Source organism: Geovibrio thiophilus (genome assembly GCF_004087915.1).
Classification (GTDB): Bacteria; Chrysiogenota; Deferribacteres; order Deferribacterales; family Geovibrionaceae; genus Geovibrio; species Geovibrio thiophilus.
Map to the genome: position 1 here is coordinate 813,595 of NZ_CP035108.1, position 20,673 is coordinate 834,267.

Consider the following 20,673-nt stretch of genomic DNA (forward strand, 5'->3'; position numbering starts at 1 on the left):
TGTCATCCTCTCTCTCTCAGCTTTTCCGCAAGCCTTCCGAAATAGCGGGATTTGATCTGCTCGCTTGCCATTGCCTGCTTTACGGGCGGCAGCTTGAGGATTGCGCCGAGAACAGCCGCCATTGCTCTATGGGAAAAGAGGGCACGGTTGTCGAATATAAGGTGCTCCAGCCCGCCGCGTTCGATAGCCATCATCACTGCCTTGTGCACAGAGTTTTCCGGCGTGATTATCCGTTTGCCTCTGTATTCCATGGAGATTGCCTTAGCAGGGCATACACGGACGCATACGCCGCAGCCGAGACAGACATCGCTGTCAAGCTTAACTTTTTTCTTTCTTGGTTTATGCGGATCATTTGCCGAAACCATTCCCAGAGCCTCCACAGGGCAGACCTCGGCACATTTTCCGCAGCCCGTGCAGGCGTGTTCATCTATTTCGGGAATGTAGTTTGATGTGTGCACAGGGTTCATTATGCCGAACCTGCGGGCGGCTATCATCGCTTCGCAGCAGCATCCGCAGCAGTTACAGATGAAGCAGACTTCTTTTTTGACATTTTCGCCGAACTGGACAAGATTGCTTTCGTATGCCTGATGAAGGAGATCCGTCCCCTCTTTCCCGTCCACCCTGCGGGCATATCCGTGGCGGATCAGCGAGTCCGCAACCGTGCCGAAAGTCATACATATGTCCATCGGCGCACCGCATGCAGTGCCCATATGCTCCATCTTGTGGCGGCAGTAGCACATGCTTACGCCCATGTGTTCTGCTGTTTTTATAACTTCGCTTGCCTTCTCATAGTCCAGTATGTGCATGCTGCTTTCTTCACTGAGGGCGCTTTCGTTTACAAAAACCCGTCCGAGCTGGGTTTCACCTCTGACAAAGAGAGATTTTATGAAGTCTTCCTCGACTGTAATGTACTGATAAAACAGCTCGCTGAGATATTGCTGGTCTATGTCGCCTCTGGTGCGCATCATGGAAAACTCGAAGAAGCCCGCCATCGGCGGCGGCAGAACATAGTGGGTCTGCCCGTCTGTTTCCATGTCAAGGATCAGGACTTTATCTGCGAAGGAGTCCAGCTTTTTCCTTGCCTCGGTTTCGGAAATTTTCCAGATTTCAGCCGCCTGCTTTGCAGTGAAGGGTTTTATGGGTATCTGCGCCAGATAACGCGCGTCCTCTTCACTCATGAGGACAGAGAGGATTTTAAAAAGATTTTCGCTTAAGGGTGCTCCCTGCGGAAAGCGGTTCAGCCTGTCTGCCAGCTCTCTGAAGCCGTTTCTTGCTGTTAGATGTGCCATTGCTCTGCCCTCCTTAAGTTTAATTATAACAGAAATTTCATAAATAGAAACGACTTGAACAGAAGCGGCGTAATCAGGAGCGTATTCATAAAGTATTTTGAAAACAGGGATCTTTGCCTCAGTGCGGAGACCGAACGGCGGAACTCTTTAACATTAAATGGATAAATGAAATGCAGGCTAATGTTTGTTTGTAACAAACATTCATAATACAAATGATATAGACTGCCGTTTAAATGCAGGGAACCGTTTAATTAGAACGTTGATTTTATATGGTTATCACATTATGATGTTCGGGGAAATTATGAAGAGAGATATGTTATGAGGGATGAGCAGGAGGTCAAACGTGATTAAGAAATTATTATTGCTTGCGGGAATTGTCTGTATTTCCGTATTTCAGGCAAATGCGGAGACATGCGTCACCGCTCAGTGTCATGCGGACATAAAACAATATGAGGTGCTCCACGCTCCGGTCGAGGCTGATGAATGCACAACATGCCACATAATGGATGACTATGAGCAGCATATAGACGAGCCAACTCAATTTAAGGAGTTTTCATCTCCCGCTGAGGAGGGTCCGGTGTGCCTTGTCTGCCATGATGAAAAAGGGGACAAAAAGTTTGTGCACGCTCCTGTCGAAGGGGGGGACTGCACGGCATGCCACAACCCCCACGGCGGAACGAACAAATTTCTGCTGATTACCGCTACCGAATCTGAAACATGCTTTCAGTGCCATGAAAATGATAAAATGAGCAAGAAATTCCTCCACGGTCCGGTTGGTGCCGGAGAATGTGCCTCATGCCATGATCCGCACTCCTCCGATCATCAGTACCAGCTTAAAGCCGAAAAGAATGAACTATGCTTCATATGCCACTCGGATAAAAAGGCTGATTTGTCAAAGGTTAGTGTGCATGCTCCCGTTGCGGATGACTGCACCCAGTGCCACGATCCCCACAACTCGGACGCCAAGTTCCACCTGAAGGCGACTGATGAGAAGACTCTCTGCCTCACCTGCCACGGCGACATGGATCCTGCCTTTAAGGAGAATATCCTGACGGCGCAGTTTAAACACCAGCCCGTTGAGGACGGAAGCTGCGGCGAATGCCACAACCCCCACGCCTCCGACTTCGGTCAGCTCCTCCGTTCGGACACCAAGCAGATCTGCTTTGAATGCCATCAGGATCTGGGCAGCAGGATAGAACATTCGCAGTATATTCACGCTCCGGTTGAGTTTGACGGCTGCAACGCCTGCCACAATGTGCACGGTTCAGGCAATCCGTTCATTCTGTATGAGCACTTTCCTAAAACATTCTACAACCAGTACACGGAAGGCATGTACAAAATATGCTACGAATGCCACGACACGGGCAACCTCGAATCAGCCACGACGGACGGAACAGGCTTCCGCAACGGCGAACAGAACCTGCATTATCTGCATGTTATGATTCCCGGCAAGGGCAGAAGCTGCAAGGCATGCCATGAGGTGCACGCATCCAACCAGCCGCTCCACATAAGAAACAGTGTGCCTTTCGGCTCCGGCGGATGGGAGCTTCCCATTAAATTTACCCGTAACGAAAACGGCGGAACCTGCGTAGTGGGCTGCCATAAACCGAAAACATACGACAGGGTGAATGAGTTTCAGAATCCCTAAGGAGGCTTTATGAGAAAAACCGCACTTGCGCTTGCCGCAGTTTTTATGAGCTTCGCCGCATTCGCCTTCCCTCTGAAAGAGATTAAAGAGGGAGACAGGGTGGATATGAAGAAATTTGCCTATTCTTCAAAAGCTTATACTGATAAAGAGGATAAGGCGCCATTGAAGGTTCTTCTCCTCTGGAAAGGGGATAAGAGGCTCAGCAAAAACACCTTTGAGGAGTTCAAGCAGTTCTGTGAAAAGAGCGATGTTGTGTGCGTTGCCGTGGAGCTGGGTGTTGATGAAACGCTGAAACCAGTGAAAAATGTTATATATGCTGCTGATACCGTTAAAATGACCGACTCATGGGGGATATTTACGCTTCCGGTGACCCTTGTGCTGGACGGTGACAACAAAATTATCCATGGTCTCGGCTTTGAAGGGCAGTACAGGGCTAAGCTTGAGAAGTTCATTGAGCTGAAGCAGGGAAAGATCTCTGAGGCTGAGTACCAGAAGATTACCAATGTGCAGGGTGTTGACAAAACTGTCAGCAAACTGCCGGAAATAAACTTCGCTAAAAATATGATAAAGAGCGGGCAGACTGAGGATGCCCGCAAACGCCTTGCCGAGATTGACCCCGCAGCTCTGAGCGATACGGAGAAGACAAGACTGGCGGAGGCATATTTCATGCTTAAGGAATACGGCGGAGCTCTGGAGATTCTGAAAGGCATCAAGAGCACGGTTCCGGAGGTCAGGTTTCTTCTCGGCTATGCCTACATGCAGACAAAAAACTATGAAGAGGCTTTAAGCGAGCTTGAATCAGTGAAGGATATTTACCCCCGCAAAGAGCGTGTCTACTACGCTCTGGCAAAAATATACTACGAAAAAGATATGTACAAGGAAGCGGCGGATTACTTTAATCGCTGCTGTGAGATAGTGATCGATTTTTAAGAGACAGCCGCTTCTGCGCTCCCGAGGACGGGAGCGCGCCGTGCGTGCGAAGCCGCCTTGATGGCGGCGCGAGCGTGTGTAAAAATTTTCATGGATGACAAATTTTTACTGTCAAATCAGAGCGGCGGATTACTTTAATCGCTGCTGTGAGATAGTGATCGATTTTTAAGAGACAGCCGCTTCTGCGCTCCCGAGGACGGGAGCGCGCCGTGCGAGCGAAGCCGCCTTGATGGCGGCGCGAGCGTGTATTCAAAATTTCCATGGATGACAAATTTTTACTGTTAAATTTGAAAAAATAAAAAAGAAGGGGCTGTCCTAGATTATTTCGATTATCTAGGACAGCCCCAAAATTTATTCTCATGCAGACTAAACTTTTTGTCCATCGTCATACGTCACTCAGCTGGCTCAGGATGACGTTTATGCTGTAACAGTTCCAAGGAAGGGACTGCGCCGTGCGAAGCGAAGCCGCCTTGATGGCGGCGCGAGCGTGTATTCAAAATTTTCATGGATGACAAATGTTTAATTATTAAGAAAAGATGCTGCGCCGTGCGAGCGAAGGGCGGTTTATCCGCCCGCAAGCGGTTCAGCCGGACGACAGGATGTGCGTCCGGTGATATTATCGATCAGAAAAGGTTAGTCTTATCCCCGTAGCCTGCACCGTGGTAATGGCAGTTTGTGCAATTGGAGTCATAACCGCTAGGGTGAACGACTTCCTGAAGACCGTTGCCTGTTATTGCTCCGTCCGGACTCATATGGCAAAGGGCGCAGAGTTCCGTAAAGTTATTACCGGTCACGCTTACAGACGCATCAAGCGCATCAGCATCAGCATCCTCCGCGCTTTCACCGAAACGGGTGATGAGGTATGAGTTGTCTGATGTGTGCACCTCGTGGCACTGGGTGCAGCCTATCTCCATTGCGCTTGTATATGATGCACCGGGTCTGAACTGACCGAAGGTCTGTCCCAGACCGTCCTTAGCGCCGTGTATGTCCGCCGTGAGGGTCTGTCCTGCTATTCCTCTGAATGTGTCGAATATATTAGTGAAATCGCCGTCAAAAGCCAGTACGGGCGGTGTGATGCCGAAGGCTCCGTTTCCGTCATGGCATGTAAGACAGAAATCTGTGGCGGAAGTGTAAGTTTCCGTGCTCTGTCTGAAATCTCTGGCGAAGTTAACTGCGCCGTTCATGTCTGTGTACTGATGGCATATCACACAATCGGAGTTGCCGATTTTGCCGTCTCCGTCAAGGTCGTGCATTGTCGCATGACCGCCGAAAAGGGAGGCGGAAGCAACTACTGACGGGTCAGCGTGGCAGAGGGTGCACTGGTAGCTTTCGGCGGTTACGCCTTTTATGCCGTTTGTTCCGTGGCAGTAGAGGCATGCGCCTATGTCGTCCGCATCAACTTTTTTGAAGCTGTCAGCAAGGGCAGGGTTGTATGAATGTATTTCATCAAGCTGATTTGACGGATGGCAGAGTGAGCAGTCCTCTCTTTCCCATCCGCTGTGGCTTTTGGAGTCTGTAAGCTGAGGTATGCCTATGGCGTTTTTCTGCGCTGATGAGTTGCTTGAGCTGTTGCTTCCGCAGGCAGCGGCAGATGCCAGAATCATTAATGAAACAATGCAGTAAATAAAAACTCTCACGGATTCACCCCGTTTTGTTGCTATATGTTCTTTCATCGTCAGTTATTCCTGTGGCAGTCTATGCAGAAGGATGCCTTGTGGCAGCTGTCGCACGATGCCGGATCCATCATTGCCTCTACAGAGTGAACAAGCCTGAACGCTCTTGGATGTCTGTATCCGTCTTTGGCGTACTGCTGACTGTGGCAGCTTTCGCAGTACCAGTCTGAGTGGCAGCTTTCGCAGCTCTTTTTATCCAGAGCAGCGGGCACGGCATGGAGCTTTGTCCACTGTGTGAGATGGTCTTCCGGCTTCATGGTCTTTAGGTTATCATGGCACACGTAGCAGTTCTGCGGGGCGGAGACGACCTTAGTTATCTCCTCCTTGTGGCAGGTGTGGCAGGTGTTGTCGATTTTCAGCTCGGCGCCGATTTTGAAGTCACTCCCTTTATTGATGAAGGTCTCAATATCGGGCAGCTTGTGGCAGTAGAAGCAGTCCTTTTTCTGTTCAAACAGAATGTTTACGTGCTGTTCGTGGTTGAACTTGACGTAAGGGGACTGGTAGTAAAACTTCGTACAGCCGAACAGAAGAACCGGCAGAACCAGTAAAAACCATGTTAATCGCTTATTCATCTATTTTCCTCGGTAAATTTTATATTCATTGTCAGAAGCTGTAAGTAGCTTTCACACCATACCTGTTTTCAGGCAGATAGCGGGTTTCCCTGTTGTTTTCGGCATATACGCTCACTGCCAGATCTTTTATCACATCATATTCAAGCTCGCCGTATATGGAGTATATGGATTCTTCTTTATCCATGCCGATTGTTCCGTTTTTGATTTCGGAACGTCCGATATATTCGGCTTCAAAGCTGAATCTCAGTTCTCTGAGTATGCTCCAGTCCAGCGAGAAGCTTACGCCGTTCGCTTCGGAATCGCTGCCGTCGTAGATGTACATTTCGATGTCGGATGTGAGTCCGTGGCTTTTGAAATGGTCTACACTGGCGCCGAATTTATATATGTCACCTGTTACCCATTCGCCGAAGTTATTCAGCAGGACAACATGGGTGGTTCCCTGATAAACCGTGTAGTGATCGTTTATTGCGTATTCGACGGTGTATGAATACCTATCCTCTTTGCCGGATGAAAAGTTGGTTATAATGAGTTCGCCGAGCCTTTCAGAGCCGTCTTCAACTCTGATTCTCGTCGCGTCCGCAATAAGCCCCAGCTTTTTGTATCTGGCGTATACTCTTGCCATGCCTCTGTATACTTCGTCATCTTCCATGTCATAGTCTATTTTGCCGTCCAGAGAGAGGAAAACAGTTTTATCCCTTAGAGATACGAATCTTCTGCCCAGACCTAAGCCCATAAGCTCCTGTATAGTTCTGTCGCCGTCCTCCTCCTTGGAGTAGGAAACATAGCCGGTGTAGTTTTTTACACCGTTGAGGAACAGCCGTCCGCCGTAGAGCCTGTCGCCTGTATCCCTGAATGATTCATTGATGTGTCTGTCGTCCGAATCGAAGTACTCAGGCACGCCGCCGAAGGCGGTTACGCCGAAGTGCCAGTCGGTTCTTACGGTGGCTTCGGCACCGTCAAGGGTGAGAAATCTGTTTCCCATGAAGGAGAATCTGCCGAGCTTGATTTCAAGCGCTCTTTCAAAGCTGCTGAACTCAACATAGGCGGAGTAAATATCAGTGAAGCTCTCTCCGTCCTCCTCTGAGTAGGTTCCGTGGAAGTTGAACCCGAGATAAGGATTGATAAGTTTGACATTATCAAGTATCAGCGTGTTTTCCCATGTTCCTTCCGTGTCCCCCCCTTTTTCCTCGGAGCTTTCATAAGAAGTCGAGAAAGAGCCGTCGATGCTGAAGGAATAAGCGTTCTGCACCGAGCCCGCTAAAAGAACAAAAATTAAAAATCCCCTTAAAAGTTTCACTCTGTTCTCCTGAAATTAAAATGAAGTAAGGTCGTTTATCGAGAGCTCAAGCAGTCTCGCTGCGTAACGGTAGTTATGCAGACCGAAGCTTTTATCCGAAATTATAAAGTTATAGTTGTAGGCAGCGCGGTTCAGGGCGCTTGTCAGGGCGGTGTTGCCCGTCACGCTGTAGGAGGCGGATATTTCACTTTCCGCCGCTCTTCCCGCGAGGGTGTTTATTCTTGCCTTAAGAGTGTCCATAAGAGTTCGTACATCCGCCGTTTTTCCCAGATAGTCGTACCTGCCGTCTGCGTCAGCCGTGACTCCCGTGTGGCATGAATCATTGCAGTAAGCGAGCCTGTCGCTTCTGTTTTCGCTCATTGCCATGCTGTGGGTTGTGCCTGCGTCTCTGTTCATATGGCAGTCGGCGCAGTCAAGCAGAGCCTTGTGAGCAGCGGTGAGGCTAATTGTTTCGCCATAAGTCCAGCCGCCCTTGCCTTCAAACATCTCTGCCTGAGAGTTGTGGGGAACAGCGCCGATTCCCGCTCCGTCTGTGTTGTGGCATGTGTAGCATATTTTGCCGTCTCCTGCGTCTACAGTGACATTACCGCTGTAAAGCGTGAGCGTGTGGCTTCCCGATACTCTGAGCTGAGCGTTATGTCCGCCTTCACCGTGGGGGTCATGGCAGACATTGCAGGTTATGCCGCTGATTCTGTCCGTATCGGCGCGGGTTATTTCCGTTCCGAATATCATTCCGAGGGCTCCCTCTCCGCTGTGGCATTTGAAGCAGGCTTCATTTGTCACTACAATAGAGTTCGAGACTGTATGGGAATTTTCGTGTGTGCTTTCGCCGCCTGAGTCATGGAACTCAGCGAAGTGACCGCCGCTTTTGCCTGTGTCGTGGCAGGTGAGGCACACGCCGGATGAGATTGATATGGTTGAGGGATGCCCCGTGAAGCTTATTGTGCCGCTCAGACCGCCTGTGAAGGTTGCTGTGGGACCGTGGCAGGCTTCGCAGGTAACGCCCTTGAGATGCGCGGATGCGCTGGAGGCGTCCGTATTAACCGTCATTGTATCGTCAAAACCGTAAACAGCCGGATAATCGTCCGTCCCGTTGCTGTTTCTGTCGGCTAAGAAAAGTCCTGTGCCGTGGCAGGTGGCGCATTCAGTGCTGTTTGCGTTTGTTACCGCCGTGTTATAGGCTCCGGCGTGTCCGCTTGCGCTCCAAGCAGTCTGGAGGTTTCTCATTATCTCCCTGCCGTACATATCTTTATGATCGGGAGCGGTGACGGAGCCGCTGTGGCAGAAAAGAAGGCAGTATGTTCTGTTGTTGTTTTTATCGTATGAATAGCCGAACACCTTGATTGTAAGGCTTTCTGAGGCTGTCTTGGTGCTTCCCGTAACAGTGGCGCTGACTGTGTAGTTTCCGAATGTGTCTGGAATGAACACTGCTTGGTTTCCGGAAACTAACGGAGTAAAAGAAGAACCGTCGGCTCTTTTTACTGTCCACTGAACATTCAGCACCGGTTCGCCGAACGCTGCCGTGTCAATATCGAGAGAGGTCTTCTCGCCGGGCTGCACATGCTCTGTTCCTCTTATCACGTCGGGAATCTGGATATTTGACGGATCAGTGAAGTATTCGCTGTCCGCAAAGGCTTCTCTGTAGCTTTTGGACAGTAGCTTTATGAATTTCTTTGTCGCAGGAGTTTCAGCTTCGTTGAGGTACCCCGCGAAGAAGCTGAAAGGTATGTCAGTCGCGGAGCGGATAATCCCCGCTGCCGGTTTTGATGATGACTGAATGACTGCGCTGTTGTTTATTATTGCGAGGAAAACAGTATTGGCGTCCGTTGCCGTGCCTGAAAGGGTGTAGGGTATTGTTATAACCGCGTCATATACAGCGGAAGGAGCCGAAGAGGAGGCTGCATCGGTAAATCTCACCGAAAAAACGGGAGAAAGAGCTGTGTAGCCGTCTTTGACATAGGCGGAGTCGGTTTTTTCTATGTATACAGTGGTTCCGGCGAGGGTCGGAATGCTCGCAGTGAGCGAAAAGCCTTCAAAGCTGCCTGTTCCTGTGTAGCTGAGTGTTCCGTCGGATGCGATCTTTGCGGTTGTAATGGTTCGTGTGTCGTCATCAACGGAAGGCTTGATACTGTCGCTCCCGCCGCATCCTCCGATCCATGCTATGCTTAATATAATCAATAAGACTCTAATAAATTTCATATATTATCCTCTTCAATATTCACTTTGCTTCTGCGTTATGCTTATCTGTAAGAACTTTAAGGAGCTCTGCGGTATTTTGCTCATCATGACATTTCGCGCAAAGCTGATCCTTGGTCACATTATCTGCGCTGAGCAGCAGGGGGTCGCTTGAGTAGTGCGGAGTATGGCAGTCAGAGCAGTCCAGCGTTTTATTGAATTTTTCCATGTATACCTTGTCAACGGGGTGGAACTTGATGTAGCTTTTCTGATGGTAGTTGAAGCCGAGTTCGCTGGAAGCGTGACATCCGTCGCAGAGCTCGTTAACAGGCTTTCTCAGATGAGTTTTATCCGTGGATTTGTGCGGCGAGTGGCATATGGTGCAGAAACCCGCTGCAACCGGACCGTGAACGTACTGGGAGGATTTCATCTGTATGCTGAAATTATTGTGGCACTTGAGGCATGTTTCCGAAAAAGGCTCCTGCGGGATAAGGTTGTTGTCTTTTTCATGGCACTCAAAGCACTTAGCCTGTTTTACCGGAGCATGTACCCACGTGCCCATGAATTTATCCCTGTGGCAGTTCACACAGTCGTTGAGATCCTGAAACCTGTGACAGGCGAGGCATATTTCCCTCCTGTCGCTGCTGTGGAAATTCATATAGCCTTCTGTCCAGTCACTGATGGTGGTGGGAGAATCAACTTTGTTCACCTGTACGGTGTTAACATCCTTGCCCTGAGTGACGATTATAGTATTCTCTCCTGCGTTGAGCTTGAGAATTGTCATGAGCATGTAGAAGTTCTCACCGTTTGCGTCCTTTGACTCAATGAGCTTCTTAACGCTCTTCACCCCGTTGATTTCTATGGTAACAGGGTCTTTTGCAGACGACTTTCCTATTATGTGTATGTCACTGACGGACTTCACTTTATTAGTGATCGGGAAAATTATTTCCAACTTAGCGAAAGCCTGCGGGGTGAGCAGGAAAACGCTACTCAGAACCAATATTATAATTTTCCGGCAACCGAATCTCTTCAGCATGTGCACTGTCCCCTTGTGATTCATATATTTTCTTCAGGTAATAATTGATTTTGTTTTTATCCCCGTAGCTGTCCTTAATACCGTTGAGGATTTGCAGAGCGTTGTCGCTGTCGCCCTTCAGGTACGCGGCAATTCCGCTGTAGAGAACGCATTCCGTGCTGTCCGTACAGGCTGAGAAGGCGGCGTATGCCCTGTCTGCGGCTTTGAGCCTCAGATAGGTCTGCCCGAGGAGAAGTTTTCCCTTATCATCAAGTTCCGCCGCATTAACCTTGTCCATCTCGTGCACTGCCGCCTCAAGCTCGCCTTTTTTGGCAAGCATGAGAACCAGATTCATCCGGGGAACAATTTTTTTATAATTTTCGGACTTTTCGGCGGCGTCAATCATTTCAGCAAGCCGTGCTTCATCGGTTTTGCCCGCAAGATAGGATAGATAAACAGGTGTGAGCGCGGCGAAGCTGCCGTCCTTGCCGATCATTCCGGCTGCTTTGTCCTCTTTTATAAAAAGCATATAGGGCGCATCCTCAGCGGGAGCGGCTTTGTAGATACAGGCTTTGCTGTCTGACTTGCCGAAGAATGAGTAAAGCGTTTTTTTCTCTGCGCCGGAAGCATCCGCACAGAAGCACTTTACTCCTTCAAAGTTATTACAGTCTTTAAGAAATTCAGCGAGAATATTAAGATCGAATCTCTTTGTGTGATCAAAGAACAGCACGGCTTTTCCGCCGTGCGGATTCTTTATTTCCGAAACGGACGAAAAAACCGGTTCAGCGTCGGAAGCCGCCTTGAGCGCACTTCCGGTATCCGCCGCATGGGCGCCCGCGGCGGAAAAAACCGCCGCTGAAAGCGCCGCCGCACAAAGTGTATTTCTCATACTCGAAAATGAAAGCATTTAATTACCCTGAAGTTTTTGCAGGTTCTGCTGTATTATAAACAGGTTCCTGAGCACTTCGGATTCGCCTATCTGTTTGTTTCTGCCTTGTCTGTAAGCCTTGTCATGAAATTTGGAGAAAAGTTCTTCCGTAAGATCACCGTGGCATACCGAGCAGAATTTCTCTTTTACTTCAAGCTTCAGGAAACTGTCTTTATCAGTTCCTTCCACATTGTAGGCTGCCTCCGTGCTTCCCTTTTTCCAAACGTGCGGATCGTGGCATGTCTGGCAGGTTATAGAACCTTCCGCAGATACCTTTCCGCCGTCATCGTACAGGAAAGCTTTATACTGCTCTCTGTACGGGAATATTTTAAATATTCTGTCATGGGCGGTGACTTCCGGAATTTTTTTGTAGCCGTAGCCGTCCTTCTTGTGGCAGTCGCCGCACATTTCAAACGCGAACACCGACTTTCTGCCCTGCTCAAAAGCCCACATAAGCTTGTTGTCTTTGTGGAAGTTGTGAGGCATATGGCAGACGTAGCATGCGTTTGTCTCAGCCGTCTGTCTGACCTTATCGGTCATATAGTCCAGCTTCGCAAGGTTATGCTCCGAGTACACTACGTTTTTCTGATCCGCATGGCAGGCAAGGCACATATTGCTTTCGCCTGTGTCTCTCACCATGCCTTTAACGGCGCCGTGCACATCGTGGCATGTTGAGCATACTATTTTTCCGTCAAGAAGGTAAATATCAATTTCTTTTTTTAGTTTAACATTTGTCGGGTGGCTTGTGGTAATTTTTGTTTTTTCCGCCGCTTTTCCGTCACTGTGGCAGCTTTTGCAGATCGTTTCAAAGTCTGTTCCCAGAGCCTTGTCGAAGAGGAAATATCCGCTGTTGTGCACCATGTGGCACGCGCCGCAGGAGTTTCCTTCATTTTTCGCCTTCTCAAACTCCGTTACTTGCTTCTCAAAGTTCGCGACGTTATGTTTTGACTTGGCGAAGTCTTTTTTATCGCCGTGGCAGCTCTGGCAGAAATTGCCCTCCTTCATCAGCTCCTTATTAAGGAAGCTGTTGCTGAAGGTGCCTTCTTCGCCTTTTTTAGGTCCGTTCTGGTGAACGGTGTGGCAGCCGGAGCAGTACAGGAAGTATTCGCCGTCTTTTTCGGTGAGGAACTTGCCGTATTTTTCATGGGCTTCAATTTTGCCGAGCTTGTGTCCGTCATGTACTGTTTTTTTGGAGGCGGAACCTTTTTCGCTATGGCAGACGAAGCAGTAGTCGTCCTTGGTTTTGTATGCGTACTCGATGGTCATGATGTTCTCATCCGTTTTAGCGTTGTGAACACTGTGGCACTGTCCGCACACGGGAGCTTCCGCCTTATCCTTCTCTCTTATATCGTGGTCTGTTCCGATTATCTCTTTCTTTCCTTCGTGGCATGCTGAGCAGAAATCATCGAAATCCGCAAAGTCGCCCCGCAGGAAGTCTTTGTCTATTTTGCCCTTTTTAGAGGGTTTATGCGGGTCATGGCAGCTTGTGCAGGTGAAGGTTTCGTCGGTAAGCTTGAAACGTTCGTCCACCTTGCCCTTAGTTTTGATATTGACCGGGTGGGAGTGTGCGCCCGTAACCTTCTTCTCCGCGCTTCCGCCGGGTTTATGGCAGTCCGCGCAGCCGTCTTCCTCTTTCTTAATCAGGAGGCGTTTATTGGTGCTGTTGTGAATCTTATGGCAGTCAAAACAGCCGTTTTTAAGCTTCTCTTTGCCGTGCAGGGTGTTCTCCACCATTTTCTTTTCATCATGGCAGACAATGCAGAGAGCGCCGTTAGCAGCCTCAACTCTGAGGAAGTTTTTGTCCTTGGAGTGCACATCGTGGCATGTGGCGCAGGTGACCATTTTCTGTTTGGATTTATCGCCGCCTATTTCAGTGAAGAACTGTTTGACCTCGCCGAAGAGGGGGAGCTTTTCATAGGCTTTCATATCCGTTTTTATGTCCTTGCCCACAGGGTGGTTAAACATTGCGGTGGATATGACCTTTTCCTTGGCGAATCCTTTTTCCTTGTGGCAGCTTAAGCATCCTTTGGTGATCATGTCGTCATTAGTGTTGGGCAGAGCCAGCGACCATCCGTGGGGATCATGGCAGCTTTCGCATGTGCCTTTTTCGTGTGCCGTCTTGCCGTCTTTGGTGACGAAGCCTTTCGTTGTTTTCATGTCATGCTTGGAATCAACTACAGTCTTCTGTTTTTCATGGCAGACGAAGCAGAGCGAGCTGTCGGCGTTGCCGCGCAGCAGAAGAGTTTCGGTTTTTGCCTTATGCACTGAGTGGCATGTGAGGCATATCACCTCGTTGCCTGCTCCGTATGAGCCGCCTTCGACTTTGATTTTGTTTATTTCCGTTGTATTGTCGTGTTTTATGTTAATCGGGTGGTTCAGCATGCCCTTGAGGTAGTTGTGGTCCTTGTCGCTTACCTTGTCAAGGTGGCATGTCGCGCAGAGTTCCGAATGGTTTCTGTAGTTAATAAGGAGCTTTTCCTCTTTTGGTGAGTGGGGTGTGTGGCAGCTCTGGCAGATAACCTCGCCTTTGGCGCCGAGCTTTCCGTCCAGCCTGTGTATCCTTGAGGCTACTTCATCCCTGTTTTCCTTAACCGGACTCATGGGGTGGGTGATGCCCATCTTTGCGGTGCCAACATCCTTGTGACAGGCTCTGCAAAGCTCTGAGTTTGCATTGTCCATCCTCAGGAATACGCTTTTTTCAACCCCTTCATCCCTCGGCGCGCCGGTTGAGTGAGCTGAGTGACATGTGCGGCAGTCAATTTTGCCGTCCGTAAGGGGAAGAGCCGCGGGAATGGACATGTGCGCGGGGATCTTATCAAGCTTGTGTACATCACCCGTCCATATCTTAATGCGGCTGTCGCCTACCGTACCGTTATGGCAGGAGAAGCACATTCTTTCAGTGGCAACGACTTTATCCTTCTGAAATTCAACCAGCGGAGTTCCTTTGAGATCAAAGAGAAATTCAGGCATCCATTCATAGTGACAGATGGAGCATTCCTTTGAGGAATCGGGGTTCAGTTTTTCCGTTTGAGCCTCTGCGCTGAAAAAGCAAAATATCAGGGCTGTGAGTAAAAAAAACAGACTTCTCAATTTTTCTCCTTCAACTGAAAAATGAATACTGTTTTCTCGAAGGCATCCACCACGGCAAGCGTGTTTCCGTTAATCCTTATATGGGTTACGGAGCCGAATCTGAGCTTTTTGCCGCTTGCGTCGGTGAGAACACCCGCAAATTTTCCGTCTTTATCGAAATACTGTATGAGACCCGTATATCCGTCGGCTACGAACAGATTAACGCCCTTGTGGAGCGCTATGCCTGTGGGGCGGTAGAACTGACCCTGATTTATTCCCCATCCGCCGATAAATTCGTAAAATTTCAGTTCCTTTGTAATTTTCTGTATTCTTGTATTCAGGACTTCCGAGACCAGAAGCTGACCGGACTGATTAAATGCCACTGCGTAGGGATACCAGAACTGAAGACGCTCCTTGCCGTATCTGCCTGCGCTTGCCGCTTCCTTTGCCTCCGCAAGGTCTATTTTTACTATTCTGTGGTTGTCATTATCCGCCACATAAGCGTAACCGCTGCTGACAACGACATCCGTCGGGTCGAAAACGGCGAGTTTCGCCGAGGAATAGACCTCAAACTTTGAGGAGATCATGTCCAGAGAGTGTCCCTTGCTGTTGCAGAAAAGATAGTAGTTGCCGTTCCTGACGAAACAGTTGCCGCCTTTGAGAAATTCTTTTTTCACGGAAGATACGGCACTGCCGTTTTTGTAAACAGTGTAGCTCCCGTTAAAAGCATCGTATACTCCGGCTGTGTCTGATGATTCTATGACAACGTCAGCCGGAGTGGTCTGTTTTCCGGATGTGACTTTATACAGAAGGGACGCGCTGAACTCCAGCGCGTGCCCCTGTGTTATTGCCGAAAATATTATTACTGCCGCAAGTAAGATTTTCACTTAGTTTTCCTCACTGGGTTTCAGGAAGTTAGGTATGTAAAATTCCTTGTACCTGTCGATCATTCCCGCAACTTCGTTTCCGACTATCTGCGCCATCCTTCTGTCGGTGTAGCCTATTTCCTTAAGCGGAAGATAAGAGTCGTTGACATTGGGGTTGTGGCATTCGTTGCATTTGACTGAATCCTCAAGCGTGCTCATGGGTCTGTGAATTACTTTGAGCGAAGCGCTTTTCGCAGCGGGAACCATTTCTCCGACTTTGCTTTTGAACTCGCCGACATATTTGATCATAGGCTTGGTGTCGAACACTCTGGGCTCTTCACCGCCTCTGTTGAGGGGCATGAGCTTGTAGGGGGTGTCTTTGAGGAAGAAGCCTGTGTCAATGCTGGATTTTTCGTCTCCGGTGACCTTGTCGTACCAAACGTATTTATGGTCGCCCGGGGTTTCGCTTTTTATATGGCAGGTTTCGCATGCCATAAAGTAAGCGTGCATATTAAGGAAGGCTCGGATCTCCTTTTTCTTGTCATGGGGTACGTCCCCGTGGCAGGAAACACAGAGGTTGCGGCTGTCAGTAACAGCTTTCGCCTCAGTTTTGTGGAAATCATACAGCTTGTGGATCTGGCTTATATCCTTGTACGCGAGCCCTGCGTTCTTGGCGTCCACGCCTTCAAGCATTTCCTGATAGAGCCTGTCCTCTTTGCTGAGGCTGTCCGCGTGGGCTTCGCCGTGCGGGGCGTGGTGCCATATGTGCATAACGAGTATGAACACTATGTAAGTGGAGTATACAAGGAACGCTATGCCTGCAAGGCAGTATAAATATCTTACAAAAGCGGGTCTCTGCTTACTCATGGTGAGAACCTCCCCTGTTGTATTTGCCGCCGGTGGTGCTTTCCTTCATAAACTCGATCTGTTCTCTTATGAGCTCAACTTTTTCCTGATTGGTAAGCATTTCGGCTTCTTTCTCCTTGTCAAGGTCAAGAAGGCGTGAAGGATCTTTCTCAACTATGCGGTTTATCCTCGCCCACTCCATGTAGTACTCATGCTTCATGAGGTGCTCCGGCAGATAGCCTGTCAGGAAGAGGGGAGACATGGGGAATTTGTCGTAGTTTACGTGGGCGTTGTACATGTGCCAGATGAATATAACGCTGACGGCGAGCATAGCCTCGTCAGAGTGGGCAATGTAGCTTATGTTTACAGCCCAGCCGGGTATGAATGTTGTCGCCCACACGGGAAACCACAGGAAAAGACCCGTGAGCCCGAGAACGGGAATACCCCAGAAAACCGCCCAGTAATCGAACTTTTCTCTCCAGTGGAATCTCTCATGCTTGGGCATGTCGTCGCTTATGAAGAGGGCGTATTTTATGAACGCCGCTATATCCTGCGCGTCCTTCTTGCGGGGGCACATGGGTGAGTAATAGACGAAGCGTCCGAACTCGCCCCATGAGAAGGTTCCGGTCTTCTTCGCCGGTATTATGTAGTTGAGAGCCATGTTCTTAAACAGATAGTACCAGTGGTAGAAGAACTGACCCACCATGATTACGCCGCATACCCTGTGGATGAACCTTGTGACATGCAGACCGCCGAACAGCTCTATCATGGGTTTCGCCCAAGGATAGAAATGGAACTTCAGCGGAAAGCCCGTAGCCACGAGGAGAATGAACGTAACCATGATAAACAGGTGCTGAACCCTCTGGTTCTGAGTGAGTTTCAGGTAGTGTCTTTCGCCGTTTTTTATTTTAACTAATGGTAATCCTTTCATTTCTGTCACCCCCGCTCTTAACCGTTTCTCTTACGTCTGAAGCTCAGTTTCGGGAACATTATCCTGATGAGCTCAAGAATCATAAGACCCTGCAGCATGAAAAACACTCCGAGGGTGAGTACGGTGAACGCAAGAGCAACCCAGAACTCGATAGGGTAGAGGTCTTTGTCGATTACAACGTGCATTCTGATCAGCCCGAACTCCCTTGTTGTGTTGGCGTGGCATCCCTCGCCTTCGCAGGATTTGTACCTGTTCTCAACATAAGTGGCGCTGTCGGGGCTCTTGTGGCTGAGGATCTTGTGAACGGACTGTCCGTCTCTCACGTGGCAGTCGATACATGTCGGCGCGTTTTCCATGCCGAACTCGACAGCCTTGCCGTGGAAGGTGTCAAGGTAAGTGCTTGCCGCGTTTTTCAGCTTGTGCTTTTCCGCCATGTCGTCCCTTGAGTGACACTTGCTGCATGTTTTAACAACATCCTCGCTGGCGGAGAGATTCTTGATCCTGTGGGTAACGTGGTTGAAGTAGTGTTTGTAGGAAGGATCCTGATCGTGGCAGACGCTGCATTTCTGGAAGATTTTGTCCTGACTTCTGGCATCGTGCACGCTTCTTACGTCATCGGTGATGAAACGGTAAGTCGGGTTGCTGTGACAGTCTGTACAGGTTGGGAAATCCTCTGCTATGCGGGCGTTCACATGTTCGTTATCGACATTGTGAATACTGCCTTTGAGCTCTTCCACAATTTTGCTGTGGGAGAAGGGCTTTGCCGAATCGCCCATTGTTATGTGGCATTCGGCGGCGCAGTCAACGATTTTGGCTTCCTTATGGGGTATCTCCTTGATGTCTGTGTGACAACCCGAACACTTGACCTTAGTGTGAACGGAATGGGTATACCTGTCGGAATCCACGTAGAACTGCCTTAAATATCCTTCATCGCTGACCCTGCTGAGTCCCGGATACTTGTGACACATCATGCAGTTTTCATCGTCCGGAACTATGGACGCAGCATGTGCGGAAAGCGTACCGAGCAGAATGCCGGCAGCCATGATGGTAAATAAGAAAAATATTCTCATCATCCACTCCAGTTTTTTAAATAAAAGAAATTAAAACAGAAGGTTATATTTCCTAGTTTCCACCTAGACTAAAAGATCTGGTTCATGTTGTCAATAAAGATACTGCGTTTTGGAACCGTTATACCGAAATTATTAAAAATACAAAAATCCGCATATTCATAAGTATTTCAATGGTTAGCAAACATATGTTATCACAGGGTTTGGAGCATTGGTAATTTTGGAGTAAAGGACAGGAACGGCGTTATAAAAAACGCGGTTTTACTTTTACTTTACCGATCGTTTAAGGCATATTTCGATAGATGTCGCTATGTTACTGATAGAAAGAAGGAATAATAATATTTATCTGCTAGGTTTTTTGTTCTGTTGAAAAGGCTTATTGAAAATCAGTCTGATTAGAGGCGGAGCGATTCCCTGAGGATGTTCCAAGGATAAAAGGACGGTATATCCGCAGTGACCGAGATTTCTGTTCCGAGGGTAGGGTGTGCGAAGCTCATTTCCCTGTGATGCAGGGCTATGGAATCGTTTTCGGATTTTATTTTGCTGCCGTACTTCGTGTCTCCGGCAATGGGAGAACCTATGAAGGCAAGCTGGGCGCGGATTTGATGGTATCTTCCTGTTTCAAGGCGTATTCTGAGCAGTGAGAGCCCGTTCATTTTGGCTGTGCGCTCATACTCCAAAACGGCAATCTTGGAATCCTTATGGGGATTCTGCGTTATCTTTGCCTTGAAATTTCCGTGGGAATGGTGGTGTACAAGGGTTCCGCTCTCATAGGGAGGATTGCCCTGAATCACTGCGAAGTATATCTTCTCAGCCTTTTTCTCTCTCATGGAAGCGTTCAGGCGGGAGAGCGCCTTGTCAGTCCGCGCGAAAAGCACAACGCCGCTTACGGGTCTGTCCAGCCTGTGGACAGTGTGGAGAAACACGTTCCCCGGCTTGCCGAACTCACGCTTAACCCACTCACGGGCATATTCCTCAAGACTCTCCTTGTGCTCGTTGGATACCTGAGTGCTTAAGCCCGCAGGCTTGTTTACCGCAAGAACATGATTGTCGCTGTATAGTATGTCTAATTTCATTTTTCTGCCCTGTTTGCTGCTGTTATTTGTAAATTGATCTTAGGGTAGCTTTGTTCCCAAAGGTTTTCCTGAAAAAAGCATCTTTTAAAAAGCTTATCTCCGCTTCCATGCGGCGAAGTAGCCCGCGGGTACGGGCAGCGGGCTTTCGCCTTTATCCAGTGTCAGTTCCATTGTTTCGATCTCGCCGCTTCTGCCCTTCATCGCCTGAAGCAGGATGTTTTTCAGAGTAAGCGGCGTGTAGCCCGGGGTGTGGCATGTGAGTATTATGAACGACGGGTTTTCGTTCATCACGCTGCGGCAGAGTTTTATTATCTCCGGCAGATGCGTGTCTATTTTGAATACTTCACCCTTGCTTCCTCTGCCGAAGCTTGGGGGATCGAGTATTATGCCGTCATAGACTGAGCCGCGCTTTTCCTCACGCTTCAGGTACTTAATTACGTCATCGGTGATCCATTTTGCTTTAGACGGATCAAGCCCGTTGAGCAGAATATTGCGTTTAGCGAGATCATTTATCTTCTGTGAAGCGTCAACGTGGGTTACTTCCGCTCCCGCACTGCACGCCGCTAGGGTTGCCGCGCCCGAATAAGCGAAGAGATTGAGTACCTTAAGCTTTTTACCGGAGCCTTTTATCAGATCGGTCATGAAGCTCCATGAAGACCTGTGCTCGGGGAATACTCCGAGATGTCCGAAGTCTGTGGGGCTTATATAAAATTTGAGCCCGTCTATTTCTATAACCCATTCTTTTGGGAGGGTTTTCCTGTATGACCAGCTGCTGCCGCCCTCTCTGGAGAATATGGCATGAACGTTTTTCCATTCGTTTTCCGGGAGGGACTTGCTCCATACAGCCTGAGCGCAGGGTCTGTCAAGTATGAAGCTGCCGACCTTTTCCAGCTTTCTTCCGTTTCCGCTGTCCAGAACAGAGTAGGAACCTGAGGGATTCATAAAAGCCTCCTTGAAATCCGGTGATCCGCTGAATCTACCAGAAACGGCAGGGAAGGCAACAGATAAAAAAGATGCGGCGGAAAAGACATACTCACGGAGTGTCGGAAGTTTATGAGGTGCGGGTCAGCGCGGCGGTGTTTACTGTTCCGTAACCGGTCAGAATAATCATTTTCCCATTCTTTAAGTATGTCTCCTGCGTACGGGTTTAACGCTGTCAGAAAAATGAACGGGAGAAAATAAATTTAGGTTTTCATGCCTGACTTCGTGAAGTAATATTGTAGCATATATTGCAGAGGCATGTGGTTTGATTAATATTTCTTTACAACTTTACTTCAACTTTACTCCGGTG

16 protein-coding genes are annotated in these 20,673 nt (G+C 48.8%); 2 read left to right on the forward strand and 14 right to left on the reverse strand.

Translation table 11 applies throughout. The features are described from left to right. Positions 1-2: 2 nt before the first annotated feature. Positions 3-1,289: a 4Fe-4S dicluster domain-containing protein gene (locus EP073_RS03855; RefSeq protein ID WP_128465856.1), complete on the reverse strand. Its 1,287-nt coding sequence runs from the start codon at positions 1,287-1,289 to the stop codon at positions 3-5. 343 nt (positions 1,290-1,632) lie between these two features. Between EP073_RS03855 and EP073_RS03860 the strand changes: the two genes are divergently transcribed. Both EP073_RS03860 and EP073_RS03865 read left to right on the forward strand, forming a co-directional pair. Further along, positions 1,633-2,937: a cytochrome c3 family protein gene (locus EP073_RS03860; RefSeq protein WP_241654046.1), complete on the forward strand. Its 1,305-nt coding sequence runs from the start codon at positions 1,633-1,635 to the stop codon at positions 2,935-2,937. Positions 2,938-2,946: 9 nt separating this feature from the next. Further along, a complete protein-coding gene (locus tag EP073_RS03865; RefSeq protein ID WP_128465858.1) occupies positions 2,947-3,867 on the forward strand; it encodes a tetratricopeptide repeat protein in 921 nt (306 codons plus the stop codon). Positions 3,868-4,490: 623 nt separating this feature from the next. Here the strand turns inward: EP073_RS03865 and EP073_RS03870 are convergent. From EP073_RS03870 to EP073_RS03930, 13 genes are all read right to left on the reverse strand, one after another. Continuing rightward, positions 4,491-5,540: a cytochrome c3 family protein gene (locus EP073_RS03870; RefSeq protein ID WP_128465859.1), complete on the reverse strand. Its 1,050-nt coding sequence runs from the start codon at positions 5,538-5,540 to the stop codon at positions 4,491-4,493. Between the two features lie 2 nt (positions 5,541-5,542). Next, positions 5,543-6,112, reverse strand: a complete 570-nt coding sequence (locus EP073_RS03875) for a cytochrome c3 family protein (RefSeq protein ID WP_128465860.1) — start codon at positions 6,110-6,112, stop codon at positions 5,543-5,545. 31 nt (positions 6,113-6,143) lie between these two features. Then, positions 6,144-7,409 carry a hypothetical protein gene (locus EP073_RS03880; RefSeq protein ID WP_128465861.1) on the reverse strand — a complete coding sequence of 422 codons (1,266 nt, stop codon included), beginning with the start codon at positions 7,407-7,409 and terminating at the stop codon, positions 6,144-6,146. Positions 7,410-7,424: 15 nt separating this feature from the next. Next, the gene (locus EP073_RS03885) at positions 7,425-9,608 is read right to left on the reverse strand and encodes a cytochrome c3 family protein (RefSeq protein ID WP_128465862.1); all 2,184 of its coding nucleotides are present in this window, start codon (positions 9,606-9,608) and stop codon (positions 7,425-7,427) included. A gap of 19 nt (positions 9,609-9,627) precedes the next feature. Continuing rightward, positions 9,628-10,536, reverse strand: coding sequence for a cytochrome c3 family protein (locus EP073_RS03890; RefSeq protein ID WP_164885264.1), 909 nt, complete (start codon positions 10,534-10,536; stop codon positions 9,628-9,630). Positions 10,537-10,570: 34 nt separating this feature from the next. Continuing rightward, positions 10,571-11,506: a tetratricopeptide repeat protein gene (locus EP073_RS03895; RefSeq protein WP_128465864.1), complete on the reverse strand. Its 936-nt coding sequence runs from the start codon at positions 11,504-11,506 to the stop codon at positions 10,571-10,573. Next, on the reverse strand, positions 11,507-14,617 hold the full coding sequence (locus EP073_RS03900; protein WP_128465865.1) for a cytochrome c3 family protein: 3,111 nt from the start codon (positions 14,615-14,617) through the stop codon (positions 11,507-11,509). It abuts the gene before it with no gap. Beyond that, positions 14,614-15,483 (reverse strand): NHL repeat-containing protein, encoded by an 870-nt coding sequence (locus EP073_RS03905; RefSeq protein WP_128465866.1) that lies wholly within the window; start codon positions 15,481-15,483, stop codon positions 14,614-14,616. Before EP073_RS03905 ends, EP073_RS03900 begins: the two co-directional genes overlap by 4 nt. Further along, positions 15,484-16,329: a cytochrome C gene (locus EP073_RS03910; RefSeq protein ID WP_128465867.1), complete on the reverse strand. Its 846-nt coding sequence runs from the start codon at positions 16,327-16,329 to the stop codon at positions 15,484-15,486. It abuts the gene before it with no gap. Continuing rightward, on the reverse strand, positions 16,322-17,239 hold the full coding sequence (locus EP073_RS03915; protein WP_128465868.1) for a formate dehydrogenase subunit gamma: 918 nt from the start codon (positions 17,237-17,239) through the stop codon (positions 16,322-16,324). The genes EP073_RS03910 and EP073_RS03915 overlap by 8 nt, the downstream gene beginning before the upstream one ends. A 17-nt stretch (positions 17,240-17,256) precedes the next feature. Continuing rightward, a complete protein-coding gene (locus tag EP073_RS03920; RefSeq protein ID WP_241654047.1) occupies positions 17,257-18,312 on the reverse strand; it encodes a cytochrome C in 1,056 nt (351 codons plus the stop codon). Positions 18,313-18,701: 389 nt separating this feature from the next. Next, positions 18,702-19,382, reverse strand: coding sequence for an RluA family pseudouridine synthase (locus EP073_RS03925; RefSeq protein WP_128465869.1), 681 nt, complete (start codon positions 19,380-19,382; stop codon positions 18,702-18,704). A gap of 93 nt (positions 19,383-19,475) precedes the next feature. After that, a complete protein-coding gene (locus EP073_RS03930) occupies positions 19,476-20,324 on the reverse strand; it encodes a class I SAM-dependent methyltransferase (protein ID WP_128465870.1) in 849 nt (282 codons plus the stop codon). Positions 20,325-20,673: the final 349 nt, after the last annotated feature.